Here is a 17,034-nt window from a genome sequence, read left to right as displayed (position 1 = left end):
GCAAATTATTCTTAAAAAAAGCAGCGGGTTTCCTCGTTTTCTTCCGCATATTGATTGCCAAATTTGTTCCCATGGGGCATCCACAAGGGCAGGCCACTAGACGTTGGCCCTAAAGTTGACAAATGAGCCTATCACAAGTCGATTTTTTCAACGTATTATGCCGATGATATCTTTCCAGCGGTGCCGCGCTGCGTCACGAATGCACCGTTTTGAATGATTTCGTTGTTAACGGGCATGAAAGAAGTTGTACTCAAGCGACGTTTGAGTCCAGTATTAGGTTGTCAGTATTAAATTGTCGGAGTGTCAAAACTTTGAGCAAGATCAACAGCGGCATGCTGTTGAATCAGAGGGGGGAGCTGTCCACCGCCGGCATCGTGCCGTCGGGAGCTGCGAATTTCATGGGAGTCGATCTTGAATCAGTCGCCAGAAGCAACGGCATCCGGTACTGAACGCATGGCAAGCGACCAGTCCAGGGATCCATCGATGCCCTCAAGTGCCCCGCGTTTGATCTGCGTTGGCGACCCTAGCACCCTGCCCAAAGATATTCGTCGCGATGAAGTGATTCAGGTGGACAGTTCGGTTGCGATTGTCGACCAATTGAGCCCAGAGACGATCGACGGAGTTTGGATCGCTCGCGATCAATTGCCCCAACTGAGCGAGCTGCGCGGGATTGCCCAAAGCGGACTGATGCTTCGCGACATGCCCGAGGGCGTTGCCCTGCTCGATTCAGACATTCGAGTGCTGTGGGCGAATCGCCGGTTAGAACAATGGTCCAACCAAGAAGGATCCTTGGCCGGAATGAACTTCTACAAGATTCTTGCCGAACCCGAAATCATGGGGCCCGACTTTTGCCCATTCCACACGGCTCTCGCGACCGGCGAGGAAAGTAACAGCACACTTCACACTTCTGACAACCGGTTCTACCAGGTTCATGCCGCACCGCTGGTCGATCCGTCGCACCAACGTCAGTTGATCGTAACGGTCAGCGATATCACCGAAGAAATTCTGCAACAACAAAAGCTTGCCGCAATCCACCAAGCCGGTCGCGAGCTTGCGGACCTCCGCCCGTCAGAAATTTTCATGATGGAAGTCGATGATCGAATCGACTTGCTCAAAGAAAACATTCGTCACTATCTAAGTGACTTGTTGAATTTTGAAGTGATCGAAATTCGCTTGCTGGAACACGCAACAGGCAACATGGTGCCATTGCTTAGCGTCGGCATCGACCAAGCGGCGGCCGATCGTCAATTGTATGCGCACCCCAACGGCAATGGCGTCACCGGTTACGTCGCTGCCAGCGGCATGAGCTACGTGTGCCAAGACGTCGAGAACGATCCCTTGTTCATCCCAGGTGTCGATAGTTCTCGTAGCTCAATTACTGCTCCGCTAATTTTGCACGATCAGGTCCTGGGCACCATCAACGTCGAATCGCCTGACCCCAATGCGTTTACCGACAGCGATTTGCAGTTCTTAGAAATCTTCGCTCGCGACGTTGCCTTCGCTCTTAACACGCTGGAATTGTTGGTCGCTCAAAAGGCAAACACGGCGCAGCAGAGTTGCGATGCGATTCACAGCGCCGTCGCAATGCCCGTTGATGAAATCCTCAATGACGCCGTCAATGTGATGGAAGGTTACATCGGGCATAGTTCGGAAGTGGTCGATCGTCTGCAACGCATTCTTCAAAATGCACGCGACATTAAACATACGATTCAGCAGATCGGTCAGAAAATGACGCCGCTCGAAGCGGTGCCCGTCGGTGTCCAGTCGCCTCAGCATTTGGCTTTGCAAGGCAAACGAATTCTAGTCGTCGACGCCGATGACCAAGTTCGGGAAGACGCCCACAAGCTGCTCGAACGTTACGGATGCATTGTCGAAACAGCTCACAAGGGTGACGAAGCCATTTTGATGGTGCGCGGTAGCGGTTCAGCTTGCACGTATGACGTGATCATCGCCGACATTCGCTTGCCCGATTACAGCGGCTATCAATTGATGTTGCGATTAGGCGAATTGATGCCGCATGTGCCCATGGCGTTGATGACCGGCTTTGGTTACGACCCAGGACACTCGATCGTCAAAGCACGTCAAAATGGACTTCACCCCAAGTGCGTGTTGTTCAAGCCATTCCGCCTGGATCAGCTAGTCGATGTGGTCAACACGGTCTTGGATACTTCCACAGGGCCGGGCGAAGAAAAGACTTAGGAACGTCGGAAGAATAAGTGTCGTAGCGAAACTCGCCAAGAGTTTCGGCAACTCGACAAACCGAAAGTCTTGGCGACTTTCGCTACCAATTTCCCCGCCACTAATTTCCCACTCGTTCCTTAACGTAGAACGGGGTTCCGTTCTACATTGCTCGCGTCGCCCAGATCTCCTCCGCTTTGCGTTCTTCTCTTAGCGTTGCACTCGCGCGTTCCCGGCCCAAATGCTCCACACCTGATCTTCGTCGGCGGGTTGGGCATAATCGGTCAACATTGTCGCCGCCAGTGCTCCGGTCGCCCAACCAAACTGGGTGCTCTTTTCGGCGTCCCAGCCTTGCAAGACACCGTAGAGCAATCCGCCGACAAACCCATCGCCGCCACCGATGCGGTCCATGACTCCGATTTCACGAGGCTCCACCACGCAGAAATCGCTGCCGTGTGAAACGATCGCGCCCCACTGATGCAAGTTAGCGCTTTCGACTTCCCGAAGCGTCGTCGCAAACAACGTCGCGCCGCTGTATTCGCTTTTGATGCGACCAATCATATCTTTGAATCCATCGATCTTGGCTCCGATATCCTTGCCGCCTGCTTCGGGGCCTTCGATGTCTAAGCACAATTGAAAGTCCTCTTCGTTTCCGATCAGGAAATCCGACAGGCTGGCGATCTCTTTAAACGCGGCTGACAGTTCCGACTCACGCCCTTTCCAGAACGAGGCTCGGTGGTTGAGGTCAAACGAAATTCTTGAACCATGCTTCTTTGCAGTCCGAGCAATTTCTAAACAGAACTGACTTGTGTCCTCCGACAACGCCGCGATCAGTCCCGACAAGTGAACGATCTTGGCACCCTCATCGCCAAAAACTCGTTCCAAATCAAAATCCTTGACGTTCAGCTTGCGTCCGACTTCACCAGCGCGATCGTTCTGGACACGCGGACCACGTGACCCCCAACCGCTATCGGCCATGTTGATTTGGTGACGGTATCCCCATGGATTGTCTTGGTCGAATTCGGGGCCTTCAAAGTCCATGTGCCGACGACCGAGGTCATCCTTAATGAATCGAGCCACCGGGCTGTCTTTGACAAACGCCGTCAAAATCTTCACCGGCAAACCAAGGAAAGACGACACGCTGGCAACATTTGATTCAGCACTACTGGCTGTCATTTTGAACGTATCGCTGCAGTGAAACGGTTGATGGTTCACCGGTGTCAGTCGCGTGCCCATGCTGGTGGGAATGACCAGGGCGTATTTGGCGTCGCTGCGAAGATCGATCATGGAAGGTGCAAAGGGCTGAGGGCGGTAGTGGATCTTGTTAAAGATCCCACGAGTGAGGACATGTCTGATTCTAGGAGCTCTAACAAGCTCCACTACAAAAAGCTAATCGCTCTTTTCTAAATCGTCACTGACGCAAACCCGCCATCGACGGCGATGTTCTGTCCGGTCACGAAGGACGACGCACGCCGACTGGCCAACCAAACAACCGCTCCGGCCAATTCTGCGGGTTTGCCAAAACGATCCATCGGCGTGTGCCCAATGATCTGACCGCCCCGCTCGGTGTACGACCCGTCTTCATTGAACAACAGCTTTTTATTTTGCTCAGCAGGGAAGAAGCCAGGACTGATCGCGTTCACGCGAACGCCGGTCTTGGCCCATTCGCGAGCCAACCAGAGCGTCAAGTTAATCACTGCGCTCTTGGCTGCGGAATAAGCAACCACGCGAGAAAGCGGGATCATTCCGGACATTGATGCGATGTTGATCACGCTGCCATTGCCGGCTTCGATCATGTCGGGTGCAAAAATCTGGCTCGGTAATAGTGCTCCGCCGACTAGGTTCAGATCAAACACATCCCGCCAAGCATCCAGCGGCAACTTGCACACATCGCCGCCTGGTTGAATCGTAGCCTCCGGCCGATTTCCCCCAGCCGCGTTGACCAAAACCGAAGTCGGGCTGCCCGCCCACTGCTTGATCGCTTGGCGAGCACTATCGACCGATTCAGCCGACATTCCATCAGCGGCAAAGAACTTTGCCTGACCACCATCGTCAACGATCTTCTGAGCCCGAGCGTTCCCGCGTTCGGCATTCCGCCCAACCACGGCAACTTTGGCACCCTGCACCGCAAGAGCCTCAGCCATCAATCCGCCAAGCTCCCCCGTGCCACCGATGACCGTGGCCACATCGTCATCTAATTTGAATATATCTGTCATGCCGAACACCATAATCTCCAGCGAAACCCAACGAAAGAGCTAGAACATGACATTCGGCTACCCCGGCTTCCCTGACGCACCAGCCCCGGACCAACAGCACGCCCAGAAGGATTCGAACCTTCGACCTACGGATTAGAAGTCCGGGGGAAACCGTTGAAAAACCAAGTAAAAACGATGATTCACGGCCACCTGTTTCTTATTTGTTTCCATCGGGCACAGAATCGATCGATCTGAGGGACAAGCAGTCCGCCGAACTGCTGGCACTTTGGGCAGACCTGGAACCAGAGCAACGCGCCCGAGTTCTGGAAGTCGCAACGGCTGAGTTCTTGGCCGACTGATCGCACTGGTGAACGATGTTGATGCCCGTGGTCGGATTCCCGGCCACGGTGCCCAGGATCACGGTTTCCGGTCGTCGTGGTTAATTCACGTTCCCAATTGGGAACCTACCCAGTGACAATCGGGACTCTCAAACCTGTGGCTCCACGTTCCTAATTGGGAACCTGTTGAGCGACAAGCACGAACCGTATACCGGGACTCCACGTTCCCAATTGGGAACCTCGATCTTTCAGACTGCACGCCGCCCGACCACCTGATCCCCTCAAAAGACAATCCACCCTGGTCATCAAGAACGCCAGTTTTCAGGGGTGTCAGTAGTCGGGTGACCCCATCGAAGCGCGAGAGGGCGCAATCTGGGGGACGCATAACCGGACTTTGGACCAATCGCCACCAAATCGGGTTGATCCAACGAAAAGAGCCGGGCAAGCCGTCCAGATTCGGAGGCGTACCCGGCTCAATAGGAACCGCTGAGGAGAGCGGTGCTTTGATTGTCGTCGATCAAACGGCGATGAAGTTGAGTATCCGAACAAGGAACGCATCGGCCACAACCAACGCAGCCTCTTGCACATCCATCGCCAGTGAACCAGAAGCGGCGAACGTGACCTGTTTCGCATTGGCCGGAAGCGATCGCATTGCAGCCCTGAACGTCGCTGGTGTCAGTCCACGCTTAGCGGCGGTGGCGGTCGCGGCGATCACTTCACCCTTGGCGGTGTGGGCGACGGCAACAAGCGTACCGGGCCGGGCGGCGATCATCGCGGCGGCGATGGCTTGAACCGCGTCCGTTTCCGAATCGTTTGCAGGAACCTCATCAGTTGATGCGTCAACTGATTGCGGCTTGGCCTTGGGGCTTGAATCGGGATCGTTAAAAACTTCCCGATCAAAGTCAACGTCAACCGTTCGGATTTCGCCATCGGGATAACGGACGAATCGCTGTCCACGTTTGCGGGTGCCGATGAACAGGCCATTGTCGAAAGGGTCGCGGTTGGGATTGTCCGTCGATGACGTGACGGCTGCCGCTGACGATGCAGCAGCAAAGAGAATTGGCGGCTGCGTGAACAGCGAGCGCGTGAATAGATCACGAATTGTCATGGTGGTTGCCTCGATAACTGCGATGGCTGTCGCAACGGGGTTGATTGGACGCACGGGGATTCCATGCACTCAACTCTTGCCGACTATTCGGGCGAGTCAACTTGTTTCGCGTCGTTTGGTTCGACTATCGCGCCACCGGGCCATTGTCGCCGGAGCTTCCCACCGCGAATCCGTGCAGGTTCCAAGCTGACAACGACAACTGGAACTCGGAAGCAGTATCGATCATCATCCCAGTCGTCGCGAATCGTTCCGAACAGACCAGCAGCGCCAGGAACACCCGGTAACGTCGAAGCATGGCAAGTCACTTCATCGGCCACTGCCCCCGTGATCGCATCAGCAACGTCGGGAAGCCGAGTCGATGACCATCGAACTAGATCGGCGGGCAAGTCGGAAGGCGCAGGCAAGCAGATCGACAATGGACGCCCGTTCTGCCGTAGTTCTTTCAATTGGCGATTCGATAGCTGATACTTCATTGATGACCCAAAGCTGTAGCAGTGGTGATGGATGTTTGTTCGCGGTGGTGGTCGCGATAGATGACGTGCAGCGTGCAGCAAGCAAATGATGACATGGGTAGGCTAGCCTAGGCAATGGTGATCGAACGGGAGAGGCTCATATCGGTTTCCTTTTTTTGACCCGGACCCCCGCCCAATTCTTTGCCCACGTACCTAGTTATCCCCTGCCCCTGTCCTCAAAAAAACCACGAAAAAAATTTCACGGTCTCACCAAACACCGCCTCAATACATCCAATGATTCTTGCCGTCAGCGAATCGCTGCATGAATCCCGCTCGATGGCATCGCCCGAATCGTTTCATACTTGTCGGAGCGTTTGGGATCGGTCGCTATTTTGCTACAGTTTGCATGTCAACTGAGTAACGAATGATGGTTCTTCGTAGTGGAACGCGCCGCCATCGTTGCGATCTATTTCTAAGAGACTGGGGTCTGTCATGGTTCTTCCCGCGTTGTTCGCTGCCGGCGTTCCCGCAGCACTGTCCGGATCGTTGATGGCAGCCGGTCACGGGCTATCGAAAAGCGCGTTCAACGGCAGCTTGTTCGGGACAACTGGTACTCAGTCAAGGAACGGAACCACATCAAGACGTTTTGATGCAAGCCAGCTTGGTTTGTTCAACAAGCAGCTTGGCGTTGCGGATCAGGCATCAGCGAAGTACGCCAATTTCCTGCGAGGTCTTAGCGGTCAACGAACCGGTGCGTTGCGTGCTGATCTGGATCGTCAGTTAGATGCTGTTCAAGGTTACCGTCAGCAAGAGATCGCGGACACGAACAGGCGATACGATTCACGCCAAGGCAACGTCGGCCAGAGTCTTGCCAATCGCGGGTTGTACAACTCATCGGTCGCACCGGGGATGAACGCACTTGTAGAAAGAGAACGCAACTCGGCACTCGGCCAAGCCCGAAGCCGTCAACAGCAGTACATGGGCGGGATCATGGGGCAGCGTGCCCAGTTGCTCGACAACGCCAACGTCAACTCGCTGAATCAGCTAGCCCAGCTTGGCGGCCAAGACTATCAGTTGCGTACTCTGCTGCCCCAAAACATTGCTCGTTCCACTGTAGGAACAACGACCAATCAGACGACCAACAAAACGGGCGGACTATTTTCCAGCCTGTTCGGATAGGTGATGCCAAGTGGCGAAACAACAAAACACACCGGAGCGAGTCGTTCCAAAGTCGATCGATCCGAATGACTTGCTTGGCATTGCTGACTTGGCAGCACGTGGGATCAGTCACCATACCCAATTGCTGGCCCGTCGCGATGGTTCGCTCAAAAGCGTTCTCGTCGGCAGCAAGACCCTGCATCGTGGCGTCTGGGTGCTGGACTGGATCAACATGATGGCGACTGCTCAGGAGGCCAAGAGGAGCCCCAAACAAAGCAAGTCAAAGGATGGAAACAAGCCGCGTTAACATCCGATGTGTTCAGCAGACTATGGTTTTGCGATACGAAATGCATCGGATGCCATTAGTACGACTGGCGAGGTGTAGCACATCTGCGAATAGACCGGATGCGTATGCATGCCACCAAGCAAATGAGCAGCAGTGCTGAAAGGTAATTGGGCTCGGGAACAGACCTGACAGGGGTTAGCAGAAACCCTTGGTTCTCATCGACGCCCAGTTTACGCCCCCAACCAATGATCTGTCCTGACTCATTGATTCCAGATGCGACCGTTAAGTCCCATCCAGAGTCTTCTGGTATGACATCGTTCAGTATTGTGACTATGCCGCCCTCATATAGAAATGCTAAGTCGTTCGCGGTCCCCACGATCTGCCGAGCATCATTGATGTCCAACGCTTGGCCCTGGTGGATTCCAAGGCTTTGCATCACACCATCGCTGTAGAGAAACGCCTGCTGACCGCTACCCGTTTCATAGGACAAGCCAATCACATCACCGTGATTATTTACCCGATGAGCGAAACTCTGATCGATCGGATGCCCAAGGGTTCCAACGTCAATCATGTTTCCATCGTGATACAGAAATCCGTGCACGCTGCCATCCGAAGTTGCTGATGACCCAGTAATGAACCCAGAGTCGCTTATGTCGTTTGCGCTGCTGTAGCTTCCTCCGAGAGTCCCGAGTTCGGACATTTCCCCACCTTCGTAAAGGAAAGCCCTCGTCGTTCCGTCAGATCGTTCGGATTCCCCGACGACTTGCGAAAGGTTGTTGATTCTGTGTCCACGACTTTGATCGCCACCAAGCGTTCCCAAATCCGTGAAGGTTCCGCTGGACATTAGGTAACCACGCTGGTTTCCGGCGGTCGTATGAAACGTCCCAGCTATCTGATGCATATCGTTAACAGATGCAGCGTTCTCGTTGATGATTGACGTTGGATACGAATCAAGGATACCGACCGAAGATATTGATCCATTTGCGTATTGGAACGCTTCTGGCCGATTGTCCTGGTTGCGAGAGACGCCAACGACAACACCTAGTTCGTTCAACCCTTGCGGTTGCACGAAACCTCCGAGGGTACCAAGATCGGTCAAGATGTAGTCGGCACTGGCGGAACGAACCCAGCTAGCATGAACTGCAATCCAAACGGCGAAAAGTACGATCCATCGCATCATGGTATAAGTGTCCTACTCAACGTGTTTGCCTACTCAGTTTCCCGGAAAAACATGGTTTCGTGGTTTTTCCGCACAGGGTCAACATCAGTTTTCCCAAGTCGCGCTGACCGCGAAGCTAGTCCTTGCAAAAACAATCGGTGTCATCGGCGATGCCGGTATTAACGAGAAGATTCGCAACCGATGCCATCGAGCCAATTGATCTTTGCTGAATCGACTTGCCCTGGCAGTTATGGCAGGGTAAGTTTCTTCGGTCGTCGGCTCTCTCTTGCTGGCGACCGGAAGTGCAGACCGCACGAACCGCAGCAACCACTGCGGACCACAACCCAACGCAGCAACCACTGCGAACAATGGAGACTCGCCAATGGCAAACCAACTCTACATCCTCGGTTCTGATGACCAGCCCGTACCAGTTACATGGGCACAGTATGACGACTGGGAAGAATCGCTATCCAAAGATGCCCGTTGTGCATTGGGCAAGCGATTGAAAACCAACGTCGCGAACGGTATCGCAATCACGACCGTTTTCCTGATGACACCCATCGGCTACTTCGGGCGAAAGCCGCAATTGTGGCTAACCATGACGGTCGGTGATGGCGTGTTCGAGGAACGCCGCTACTCCTCCCACCGGGCGGCGATGCAAGGGCACTCGGCATCTTGTCGAGAGTTCCGCCAACACGTCCCAAAGATCGCACGTATCGACCGGCAGGCAACGGCAGTACCAAAGCTGCACGATGCGTCAGAGTCAACTGTTGCAGCGGGATAACATCAGGCCGAGCATGGCAACGCATCGAAGCTATCGTCGGTGCGTTGTCCATGCCCCGGTAGTTGCCAGTGCGTTTTGCCCTGAAGACAATGGACTCTTCAAACGGTAGGCGGCTGATCCGCATCCTATAGTCAACTGATCTGCGTCCGTGCCTTGGCGTCGATCGGGTTGGCTGACACTTCTTTCAGTTCTTCAATCCACTGCATCACAATGACGATCGATTCAACATCGGGCTCATATTCGTTCGACGATATCTACGAAAACAAGCTGGACGACTGCTACCGATTCTACGACGACTTTGCTGGTTTGCTGGCGAGAGCATTGTCTTACGTTTCCTACGACGATGCGGACAGGATTTTAGAGTCTGCATTCTTTGTTCCGTACTACGGTGATAGTTGGCACATTAGTCCGTCACTGATCCAAAGGCGTAGCTTCATCATCATTGACGCAAAAGACCTTGAAGATGCGGACGATGCGATCGTGACTATCCTTCACGAAGCCGGGCACGCCTACTTACAACATGGCACATGCTCGAAAGTCTCAACCGAATTGATGAGGCAACAAGAAGACGAATGCTGGGCGTTGGTTCGCCGATGGCTTCCCGACAGTTTTGGTGGGACCATCGATCACGCGGAGCGTCTAGGTAGCGGAAGCCAGGGGAACCAGCAGTGATCGATGAACTGCGTATTGGCCTGGGCATCAACCTGGACGCTGTGGCCGCGATCTAGCAGTTGCTCTCATTCGGAACTTCACAACGCACCGGAGTCGCCTTCGGTGCGTTGATTGTGTACCCCCGTGGATAGGCCATCGTTCAACGCTAGGCTGCAATCGCCCTCATGGTGTTGAACAGCAACGGCTAGGAATGTAAACTAGTGTAACGATCGTGGAGCATCACACACGATGGAGGAATCTGATGCCCCGATAACGCGACAAGAGTGCCGCCCTGGATTGGCGGAAGCGTAGCTGATGGATTGGCTCGACTAACTTCGACCGTGAGTAATCCGGCTTACCCAGCACAAGAGTGTGTTTGCGATTTTGCAAAGGTGGGTGCCTGCGATATCGGCAAGTAACAGGTTCACGACTCATTTCTAGGGTTACGCGCCGGTTCTTCTGTCTGCACCGAAGCCAGCCCTGATTCGACGAACCAGGGACTACTGATGCACTCCGCGCTTATTACGCTCAACTCGCTTAATCACGAAGTCGAGAAGCTCACGGGACACTCTTGGTCAACGATGACCTATCGCCGCTGGATGAAAGCTGGCGTGAACGGGCGAATCTTGAAATCAAGGAAGATTGGACGCCGGATCTTCATCGAACCGGATGATCTTCGGGACTTCCTTTTTCCGCGGAAGAAGAATGCCAAGAAACGAAAGGCGGTGTCCTCTCGTGGCTGATTCAACCCAATCCTTCGAGCCTCAACTGCTGAAAGAGAGCGAGGCAGCCCGATGGCTGAACATCGGCAAGCGAAAGCTCTGGTCGCTTCGTGCTTCGGGGGCGATTCCCATTGTACGAATTGGTCGATCCGTCCGATTCGACGTTGATGACCTTCGAGACTACGTAGCGAAAAACAAGGTGGGTATCGCCGATGCTTAGCCGTCACCAACCCGCAACGCTCCGCAATTCTGATGGTGTTCTTGATCGCATCGCCGATCGTTACGGCGAGCCAATTGATTGGGAGCAACCGAAGGCACCCGAGATCTGTGATTCTGGACAGCGCGCCAGCTGCGTGACCAGTTCGCCAGAAACGAAAACAGGTGACCCGATGTGATTCGGGCCACCTGAAGTATTGTTCGACGCGGTGATGACGCGGCGACAAAGAGATTCAGTAAGATGCTTCTCATTGTCTCGCGCAGCCCTAGAAAAGCAAGGGCTTGCACCGTCGTCGGTTTGGATTTTCAACAATCGAGACAAGAGACGATGATGAATACGAGTAAAGACAGCGTGATGGTTGCCGTACCGAGTACGGTCAATCTTCCATCTGGTGCGGATGGTGACCGATGGGCGATCTTCTTAGCACGTTTGATGCTGCTGACAGCACAGACACCTGAGCGACGGCACCAAGGGCATTTGATCGGGATGCACCGATCGGAACTGAAACGGATGCTTGGACGCACGTATCGCAATCGTATCAATGATATGCGTGACGCTGGCGTGATAGACATTAACGATCGGTATTGCAGCGGTGCGACCGAGGCATTTCCAAACGCCAGTGCATTCCCTAAGTCATACCGACTGACCACCGCTCATCGGCATGGCGCGGCATCACTGCATTGCCTTGAAACGAAACCTGCACAGAAGATCGCCTCAATCATCCGTGAGATAGACCCTAAGAATCTTGGCGAAGCTGGCCAGCACTTCCACGGTCTGTTTGACCGGTTCTCAATTTCGCCAATGGCAATTGCTGGCGAGACCGATCACTGGACCGCCTGGACGATCGCAAGATGGGTCAACGGTGACGACTTTGCTCAACGATGCGAATATCGGCGATACCACAGCCTCTCAACGCAGACTCCAAGATCAATCCGAAACCATCTGCGAGCAGACGGAGATTCACTGGCGGTGATTGATGTATCAGCATGTCAGCCGGTGCTGCTGGCTTTCGCGGTGGCCCACCAACTAACACCGGTGCGGACCACCAACGGCGAACCACTACTACCATATGTGGCGCGTTTTTCGGGGGGTGAGCTTTGGCGAAACAAGGTTCCGGTAGATCTGCGTAGGTGGCTCGACCTTAGCGAGTCCCGTGAGATCTACCCGCACTTCCGCGAAGCGGTACTGGCGATGAATGGCCCGGTCAACGCACAGATCACTCTGGATGACGGACGCTGCATAACCATTGATCTTAGAGAGCTTCCTGAAACATCGTTTAAGCGAGCAACTTTGATCCCGCTGTTCGATACGGCTGAGGCAACTGTTCGCAGCCCGTTGTTTCAGATCATGCAGCGAGACTTTCCAACGGTTTCAGCCTACGTCCTGAAAACGAAACTGCAGCGCCACCAGGATACCGCGTGCCTCCTGCAGCACCTCGAGTCACTTTTGATGATCGACGGTTGCGGGGAGTATCTGGCGAAACATCATCCCGACGAGCCTGTTCAGCCAATTCACGATGCATTGATGGTTCGACCAGCCTTTGCTGATGACGCTGCCCACATTATCCGCGATCAGTTCAACCGAATCGGCCTGAACCCCCGAGTAAAGATCGACACGTTTTCGACGGCGGCGTGATGCAAGTCGCAACCAACCAATAACACCAACCGAGCAAACAATGGCAGTTCAGAAGTCCGTCTTAATCGACCAGATAAAATTCGACCCAACTACTCAGTGCCGGGATCACACCGAAAATTCCACTGTCGATGAGTATGCCACAGTTTGGCGAGATCACGGGCGACGGGGATCGCCGTTTCCCGTACCAGTGTTCTTTCAGGAAGGCGATCAGTTTTGGGTTGGTGACGGCTGGCACCGATCGCTGGCCGCGAAGCAAGCAGGACGAACGAGCATCCCCGCCGAGGTACGTCCCGGCTCGAGGCTCGATGCAATCAAGCACGCACTTGGGGCGAACCAGCAGCACGGCTTGCGAAGATCCCAGGCCGACAAGCGAAAAGCGATCGAAACCGCACTGCGAGAGTTCCCGGATTGGTCGAACAATGCAATCGCCAAGGCTGTTGGCGTTTCTGATTCAACGGTGAAAGCTCATCGGCAAGACTCCGTTCAGGCTCCCAATCACGAACCTGAAAACGCTCAAGAATCGTCCGAACCACTTCGCCGCGTTGGTGCTGATGGCAAGTCTTACCCCGCGTCCCGGCCGTCGAGCAGTTCGAATGGGGCCGCCAGTGCGTCAGCGAAAGGGGAGCGTAGACCAGAGGATCCGGGAAAGCTGGCTAGGTCAGCAATCCGCAGAATGGAGGCCAGTCTTATCGACGCCAGCGCGGGGCTGACGCTGCTCTCCGATATCGAAGCAATTGAACCGAAACTGGAAGATCAATACCAAGCCTGCATCCAGTACCAGATGAGTTTCCTACAGTTCGCCGAGTACATGCTTGGGATGACTGGGGGCGTGCCCAAGCCCAAGCCAAACGATCAAACGGTAGGGGACACGACCTTGCTGTTCGTTGATGCGGACGGCCAACCCATCAGCAACGATGATGAATCGGAGGCAGCGTGATGGATGCCAACGAAGCAATGACGCGACTTGCCGGCATGGGCGTGACGATCAACCTGCACGGTGAAACGGATCTTCGGCTTTCCAGCCCAAACGAAATCCCCGCGGCGGCGTATGAGATCATGGAGCGCTGCCGCTCGTCGCTGATCGCAAGGCTTTCGCGGAGTCGATCACGCCAAAGGGCCACCGCAACGAGGCGAAACAGCAAACCCGCTGGTTCAATGGACGAATCAAGGCAACAGGCTTCGCCGCCGTCATCGCCGGTTGATGATGCGGAAGATGCCGAAGACTTCACTGAAGTTGATCCGATGACCGTTCCGATGTGCCCGACCTGCAACCAACTGTGCGACGAAGTGATGAACGCCAACACGTCACAAGAGTCATGGGCGTGCTGTCATTGCGATTCTGAAGCAGCTGCGAGGCGTGACCAGCAATTGAAGCTGCTTCGGTTCCGATCCCAAGTGTTGAGACGCCAAGCCGGATCAGTGCGGGCGCAGGAGCGGCTGCACCAAGTAGACGGCAAGCCAAGTGAGTCCACCAATCAACTGGCCGTCTGATGGTGACCAACTACAAAACCACGATGCCGAATCAATCACTCAAAAGACTGGCAACCTACCGGGCAGCCAAAGCGTTCAGCCAGAAACCAGCTGATCCCGATCGAGTGAGAAAACGAGATCGCTCCAAAGCCACACAAGGGGAACAGAGCAGACAAGTGAGATCAGTAGTCAGAGCGAAAGGGATCAACAGCAGGGCCGACATGGGCACGACGGTGGGACAGGAAAGCATGCCGGGCGGGAGGTTCTTCGGACGCTTGCAATCACGCTGCCACCCACCCATCGGAACGGAATGCCCTGCTTCTGTGTCTGTCCGGGGCTCGGAGTCAACGCTGTGCCCTGGTTGCGGGGCAAGTTTCAGTGAGTTTGTTTCACCCCGTAATTCACCGTCGTTTTCGATCGCCACGAAAAAAGAACCCCGATTTAACCCCCAGTAAACCCAGGTTAATTGAGTTTTACTCAACTCGACCAGTTCAGCCAGTTTGAGGCAACGACAATGACCAATCCCCAAACGATGACACCTCCCGAAACACTCTATGACGCCATCGATCGAATCAACGCAACGCCGATGCCCGCCATCAGGTTTGCCATGCTAGCGAAGTTGAAAAGCGGATTCGATGAGCTGAGTCGAACCGGGATCGATAGTCTTCGCGAACGGCTAAGCATCGCCGACCTGAACGCGATCGATGACACCTTTCCCGAAGACCAAGATCGCAAATCTGCAGTGCGTTGGCGGCTTCGCGGATTGGACATCGATAGGACGATTCGCAAAGTGAAGACTGATGCCGAGATTGGTCGAAACGCGGGCAACCGTCCGGCGCAACCCGACCGCGATCAAGCCCAAAGAAGCGAAACCAACAAACCTCGATGAGTGCCTGTGTCGTTCATGGGCGATACTTTCAATAGCTGGTTGGCGTACAATCAGCACTCGCGGCGGCTAGGACCGTACATCCGAAACCCGGCTTCACCACCGGACCGCCGCCGCGACTTCAAGATTGGTGAAAGTGAAAGGTGATTCACAGATGGCAAGTCTGTTTAAGAGATCGACGAAACCCGGCTCTCCCTGGTACGCAACCTTCATGGAGACGCTACCGGGCGGGCGAACAAAGAAGAAAACTGTTTCGACTCGGACGCCCGACCACGCAACCGCGAAGCAGGTTCTCGCGAAGCTGCTCTCTGATGATGCGGCGAAGCACTTCGGGATCATTGATCCTCTGGCCGATCGAATCCAAAAGGAGTCCGCCCGAACAGTTGAGTCTCACTTGATCGACTATCGGGCGAAGTTAGAGGCGGCTGGAAGAACCGAAAAGCATATCAAGCAGACCGAAGGCTACATCAATGAGTTCGCAGAGTACGCCAACTGCAGTTGCGTTGGTGACTTCACTGCTGACTCGGCCAACCGTTGGGCGGCAGGGCTAAAGCGTGACGGAATGGCTGCGAGAACGATTAGCGGACGCCTGACAGCAATCAAGGCGTTCTCGAAGTGGCTGACCGGCAGCGAGAAACTAAACCGAGATCCGTTCGTATCGGTCGTCAAGCCCAACTCGGAAGCTGATCGAAGGCATACCCGCCGCATGCTCTTACCAGATGAATGGGCTTGGCTGATGCATGCGACTTCGTTAGCTGGTGAGTTTCGCGGCATGCCTGCCAATGAACGACAACTGCTCTACCGACTCTGCGTGCAAACCGGTCTTCGGGCCAAAGAGGTACGATCGCTTGGCCGTGGCAGCTTCCACCTGGAAGGCAAGAATCCATTTGTGAAAGTGATTGCTGGCGAGTCCAAGAATCGGCGAGCGTCCCACCAGACCATCGACGCAAGCCTAGCGAATGAGCTCCGGTCACACTTGGCAAACAAGATGCCGGGGGCAACTGCGTTCGCCTTGCCCAGCAAATGGGACATGGCAAAGATGATTCGGGCGGATCTGGAAGTTGCTCGGTTCCTATGGATCAAGGAAACCGACGACGCCGATGAGCGGGCCAAGCGAGAGAAAAGCCTATTTCTGACTCCCAAGAACGAGGCGGGCGAGGAATTAGACTTCCATGCTCTTCGTCATACGTGTGGCGCGTGGCTGGCGGCAAGAGGCGTGCAGCCCAAGGTGATTCAGTCGGTGATGCGTCATTCCTCGATCACGATGACGATGGACCGCTATGGGCACTTGATCGAAGGCGCAGAGGCAGCGGCGGTGGTCGCCAACGCCGACATGACCGCCGTGCCCGCGATGCTGGCAGCGACCGGTACCGATGGAACTTGTTTCCCATTTGTTTCCAACGGGGATGCGGCAGCGTGCATGCCTGGTGCGACGGGGTGCGAATTGTCTCCCTGTTCAGACAGCCCAACCGCCAAGAAGCCGGGCCGCTTTCCCTATAAGAAAATGCAGCCTGATGCGGCACCGTGCGGTTCTATGCGACACGGTGCGGACAGCACGCCCAGAAGGATTCGAACCTTCGACCTACGGATTAGAAGTCCGTTGCTCTATCCAGCTGAGCTATGGGCGCTTCGTTTCAGCGACAGTTTAACATGGGGTTGGATTGTTCCGATGGGGCGTTTTGAATTTGTCGCGTCGCTGCCGATGGGGGCGATGGGCAACGCCGTGAAGAGTTTTGGTCCCGGAAAACACGGGTTAGTTCGTTTAACCGCGTGGGCATCGCCCCGCGCGTCGTGC

General features: G+C 54.8%; 17 protein-coding genes, 1 tRNA gene and 1 pseudogene. 13 read left to right on the top strand and 6 right to left on the bottom strand.

All coding sequences use genetic code 11. The features are described from left to right. Nucleotides 1–483: 483 nt before the first annotated feature. Nucleotides 484–2,199, top strand: a complete 1,716-nt coding sequence (locus RC85_RS12415; protein ID WP_068263103.1) for a response regulator — start codon at nt 484–486, stop codon at nt 2,197–2,199. A gap of 189 nt (nt 2,200–2,388) precedes the next feature. Here RC85_RS12415 and RC85_RS12410 read toward each other — a convergent pair whose 3' ends face one another. Both RC85_RS12410 and RC85_RS12405 read right to left on the bottom strand, forming a co-directional pair. Beyond that, nucleotides 2,389–3,465 carry a sugar kinase gene (locus RC85_RS12410; protein WP_068263101.1) on the bottom strand — a complete coding sequence of 359 codons (1,077 nt, stop codon included), beginning with the start codon at nt 3,463–3,465 and terminating at the stop codon, nt 2,389–2,391. Nucleotides 3,466–3,581: 116 nt separating this feature from the next. Next, nucleotides 3,582–4,394, bottom strand: a complete 813-nt coding sequence (locus RC85_RS12405) for an SDR family oxidoreductase (RefSeq protein ID WP_068263120.1) — start codon at nt 4,392–4,394, stop codon at nt 3,582–3,584. A gap of 200 nt (nt 4,395–4,594) precedes the next feature. Between RC85_RS12405 and RC85_RS27460 the strand changes: the two genes are divergently transcribed. Beyond that, complete coding sequence (locus RC85_RS27460; protein ID WP_162273204.1) at nt 4,595–4,732, top strand: hypothetical protein; 138 nt, start codon at nt 4,595–4,597, stop codon at nt 4,730–4,732. Nucleotides 4,733–5,228: 496 nt separating this feature from the next. Here the strand turns inward: RC85_RS27460 and RC85_RS12400 are convergent, their stop codons facing one another. Together RC85_RS12400 and RC85_RS12395 are read right to left on the bottom strand one after the other, a co-directional pair. Then, nucleotides 5,229–5,819 (bottom strand): hypothetical protein, encoded by a 591-nt coding sequence (locus tag RC85_RS12400; RefSeq protein ID WP_149752947.1) that lies wholly within the window; start codon nt 5,817–5,819, stop codon nt 5,229–5,231. Nucleotides 5,820–5,902: 83 nt separating this feature from the next. Further along, nucleotides 5,903–6,292, bottom strand: coding sequence for a hypothetical protein (locus tag RC85_RS12395; protein WP_068263097.1), 390 nt, complete (start codon nt 6,290–6,292; stop codon nt 5,903–5,905). A gap of 471 nt (nt 6,293–6,763) precedes the next feature. Between RC85_RS12395 and RC85_RS12390 the strand changes: the two genes are divergently transcribed. Both RC85_RS12390 and RC85_RS12385 read left to right on the top strand, forming a co-directional pair. Beyond that, nucleotides 6,764–7,450 (top strand): hypothetical protein, encoded by a 687-nt coding sequence (locus RC85_RS12390; RefSeq protein ID WP_068263095.1) that lies wholly within the window; start codon nt 6,764–6,766, stop codon nt 7,448–7,450. Between the two features lie 10 nt (nt 7,451–7,460). After that, nucleotides 7,461–7,736 (top strand): hypothetical protein, encoded by a 276-nt coding sequence (locus tag RC85_RS12385; protein WP_068263092.1) that lies wholly within the window; start codon nt 7,461–7,463, stop codon nt 7,734–7,736. Between the two features lie 55 nt (nt 7,737–7,791). Here RC85_RS12385 and RC85_RS12380 read toward each other — a convergent pair whose 3' ends face one another. Beyond that, the gene (locus RC85_RS12380) at nt 7,792–8,895 is read right to left on the bottom strand and encodes an HAF repeat-containing protein (protein WP_068263090.1); all 1,104 of its coding nucleotides are present in this window, start codon (nt 8,893–8,895) and stop codon (nt 7,792–7,794) included. A gap of 361 nt (nt 8,896–9,256) precedes the next feature. Here RC85_RS12380 and RC85_RS12370 point away from each other — a divergent pair, with 361 nt between their 5' ends. From RC85_RS12370 to RC85_RS29030, 8 genes and pseudogenes are all read left to right on the top strand, one after another. Continuing rightward, nucleotides 9,257–9,658, top strand: coding sequence for a hypothetical protein (locus tag RC85_RS12370; protein WP_068263085.1), 402 nt, complete (start codon nt 9,257–9,259; stop codon nt 9,656–9,658). A gap of 210 nt (nt 9,659–9,868) precedes the next feature. Beyond that, nucleotides 9,869–10,330, top strand: a complete 462-nt coding sequence (locus tag RC85_RS12365) for a hypothetical protein (RefSeq protein WP_068263083.1) — start codon at nt 9,869–9,871, stop codon at nt 10,328–10,330. 714 nt (nt 10,331–11,044) lie between these two features. Then, nucleotides 11,045–11,251 (top strand): helix-turn-helix domain-containing protein, encoded by a 207-nt coding sequence (locus tag RC85_RS12355; protein ID WP_068263079.1) that lies wholly within the window; start codon nt 11,045–11,047, stop codon nt 11,249–11,251. Nucleotides 11,252–11,578: 327 nt separating this feature from the next. Beyond that, nucleotides 11,579–12,883 (top strand): hypothetical protein, encoded by a 1,305-nt coding sequence (locus tag RC85_RS12345; RefSeq protein WP_149752944.1) that lies wholly within the window; start codon nt 11,579–11,581, stop codon nt 12,881–12,883. A gap of 40 nt (nt 12,884–12,923) precedes the next feature. Further along, complete coding sequence (locus RC85_RS12340) at nt 12,924–13,820, top strand: hypothetical protein (protein ID WP_068263071.1); 897 nt, start codon at nt 12,924–12,926, stop codon at nt 13,818–13,820. Further along, the gene (locus RC85_RS12335) at nt 13,820–14,374 is read left to right on the top strand and encodes a hypothetical protein (RefSeq protein WP_068263068.1); all 555 of its coding nucleotides are present in this window, start codon (nt 13,820–13,822) and stop codon (nt 14,372–14,374) included. The genes RC85_RS12340 and RC85_RS12335 overlap by 1 nt, the downstream gene beginning before the upstream one ends. Nucleotides 14,375–14,867: 493 nt before the next feature. Continuing rightward, nucleotides 14,868–15,242 (top strand): hypothetical protein, encoded by a 375-nt coding sequence (locus RC85_RS12330; protein WP_149752941.1) that lies wholly within the window; start codon nt 14,868–14,870, stop codon nt 15,240–15,242. A gap of 151 nt (nt 15,243–15,393) precedes the next feature. Continuing rightward, nucleotides 15,394–16,518: pseudogene (locus RC85_RS29030) on the top strand (tyrosine-type recombinase/integrase); the annotation flags it as partial. A gap of 275 nt (nt 16,519–16,793) precedes the next feature. Here RC85_RS29030 and RC85_RS12305 read toward each other — a convergent pair. Further along, a tRNA-Arg gene (locus RC85_RS12305) sits at nt 16,794–16,867 on the bottom strand. Between RC85_RS12305 and RC85_RS28465 the strand changes: the two genes are divergently transcribed. Then, the coding region (locus tag RC85_RS28465) for a hypothetical protein (protein WP_238383124.1) at nt 16,840–17,034 on the top strand (195 nt) is incomplete at its 3' end. The two genes, RC85_RS12305 and RC85_RS28465, sit on opposite strands and share 28 nt — an antisense overlap.

It is taken from the genome of Rubripirellula obstinata (assembly GCF_001642955.1).
GTDB classification, from domain to species: Bacteria; Planctomycetota; Planctomycetia; order Pirellulales; family Pirellulaceae; genus Rubripirellula; species Rubripirellula obstinata.
Note: the sequence above shows the minus strand (reverse complement) of the source record. Positions and strands in the feature narration are given on the sequence as shown.

Bases quoted from the DNA above. Each gene is read 5' to 3' on its own strand.
- RC85_RS12415 (WP_068263103.1), top strand. From the start codon at position 484: ATGCCCTCAAGTGCCCCGCGTTTGATCTGCGTTGGCGACCCTAGCACC.
- RC85_RS12365 (WP_068263083.1), top strand. From the start codon at position 9,869: ATGACGATCGATTCAACATCGGGCTCATATTCGTTCGACGATATCTAC.
- RC85_RS12330 (WP_149752941.1), top strand. From the start codon at position 14,868: ATGACCAATCCCCAAACGATGACACCTCCCGAAACACTCTATGACGCC.
- RC85_RS12340 (WP_068263071.1), top strand. From the start codon at position 12,924: ATGGCAGTTCAGAAGTCCGTCTTAATCGACCAGATAAAATTCGACCCA.
- RC85_RS12370 (WP_068263085.1), top strand. From the start codon at position 9,257: ATGGCAAACCAACTCTACATCCTCGGTTCTGATGACCAGCCCGTACCA.
- RC85_RS12390 (WP_068263095.1), top strand. From the start codon at position 6,764: ATGGTTCTTCCCGCGTTGTTCGCTGCCGGCGTTCCCGCAGCACTGTCC.
- RC85_RS12335 (WP_068263068.1), top strand. From the start codon at position 13,820: ATGGATGCCAACGAAGCAATGACGCGACTTGCCGGCATGGGCGTGACG.
- RC85_RS12410 (WP_068263101.1), bottom strand. From the start codon at position 3,465: ATGATCGATCTTCGCAGCGACGCCAAATACGCCCTGGTCATTCCCACC.
- RC85_RS12400 (WP_149752947.1), bottom strand. From the start codon at position 5,819: ATGACAATTCGTGATCTATTCACGCGCTCGCTGTTCACGCAGCCGCCA.
- RC85_RS12405 (WP_068263120.1), bottom strand. From the start codon at position 4,394: ATGACAGATATATTCAAATTAGATGACGATGTGGCCACGGTCATCGGT.
- RC85_RS12395 (WP_068263097.1), bottom strand. From the start codon at position 6,292: ATGAAGTATCAGCTATCGAATCGCCAATTGAAAGAACTACGGCAGAAC.
- RC85_RS12380 (WP_068263090.1), bottom strand. From the start codon at position 8,895: ATGATGCGATGGATCGTACTTTTCGCCGTTTGGATTGCAGTTCATGCT.
- RC85_RS12345 (WP_149752944.1), top strand. From the start codon at position 11,579: ATGAATACGAGTAAAGACAGCGTGATGGTTGCCGTACCGAGTACGGTC.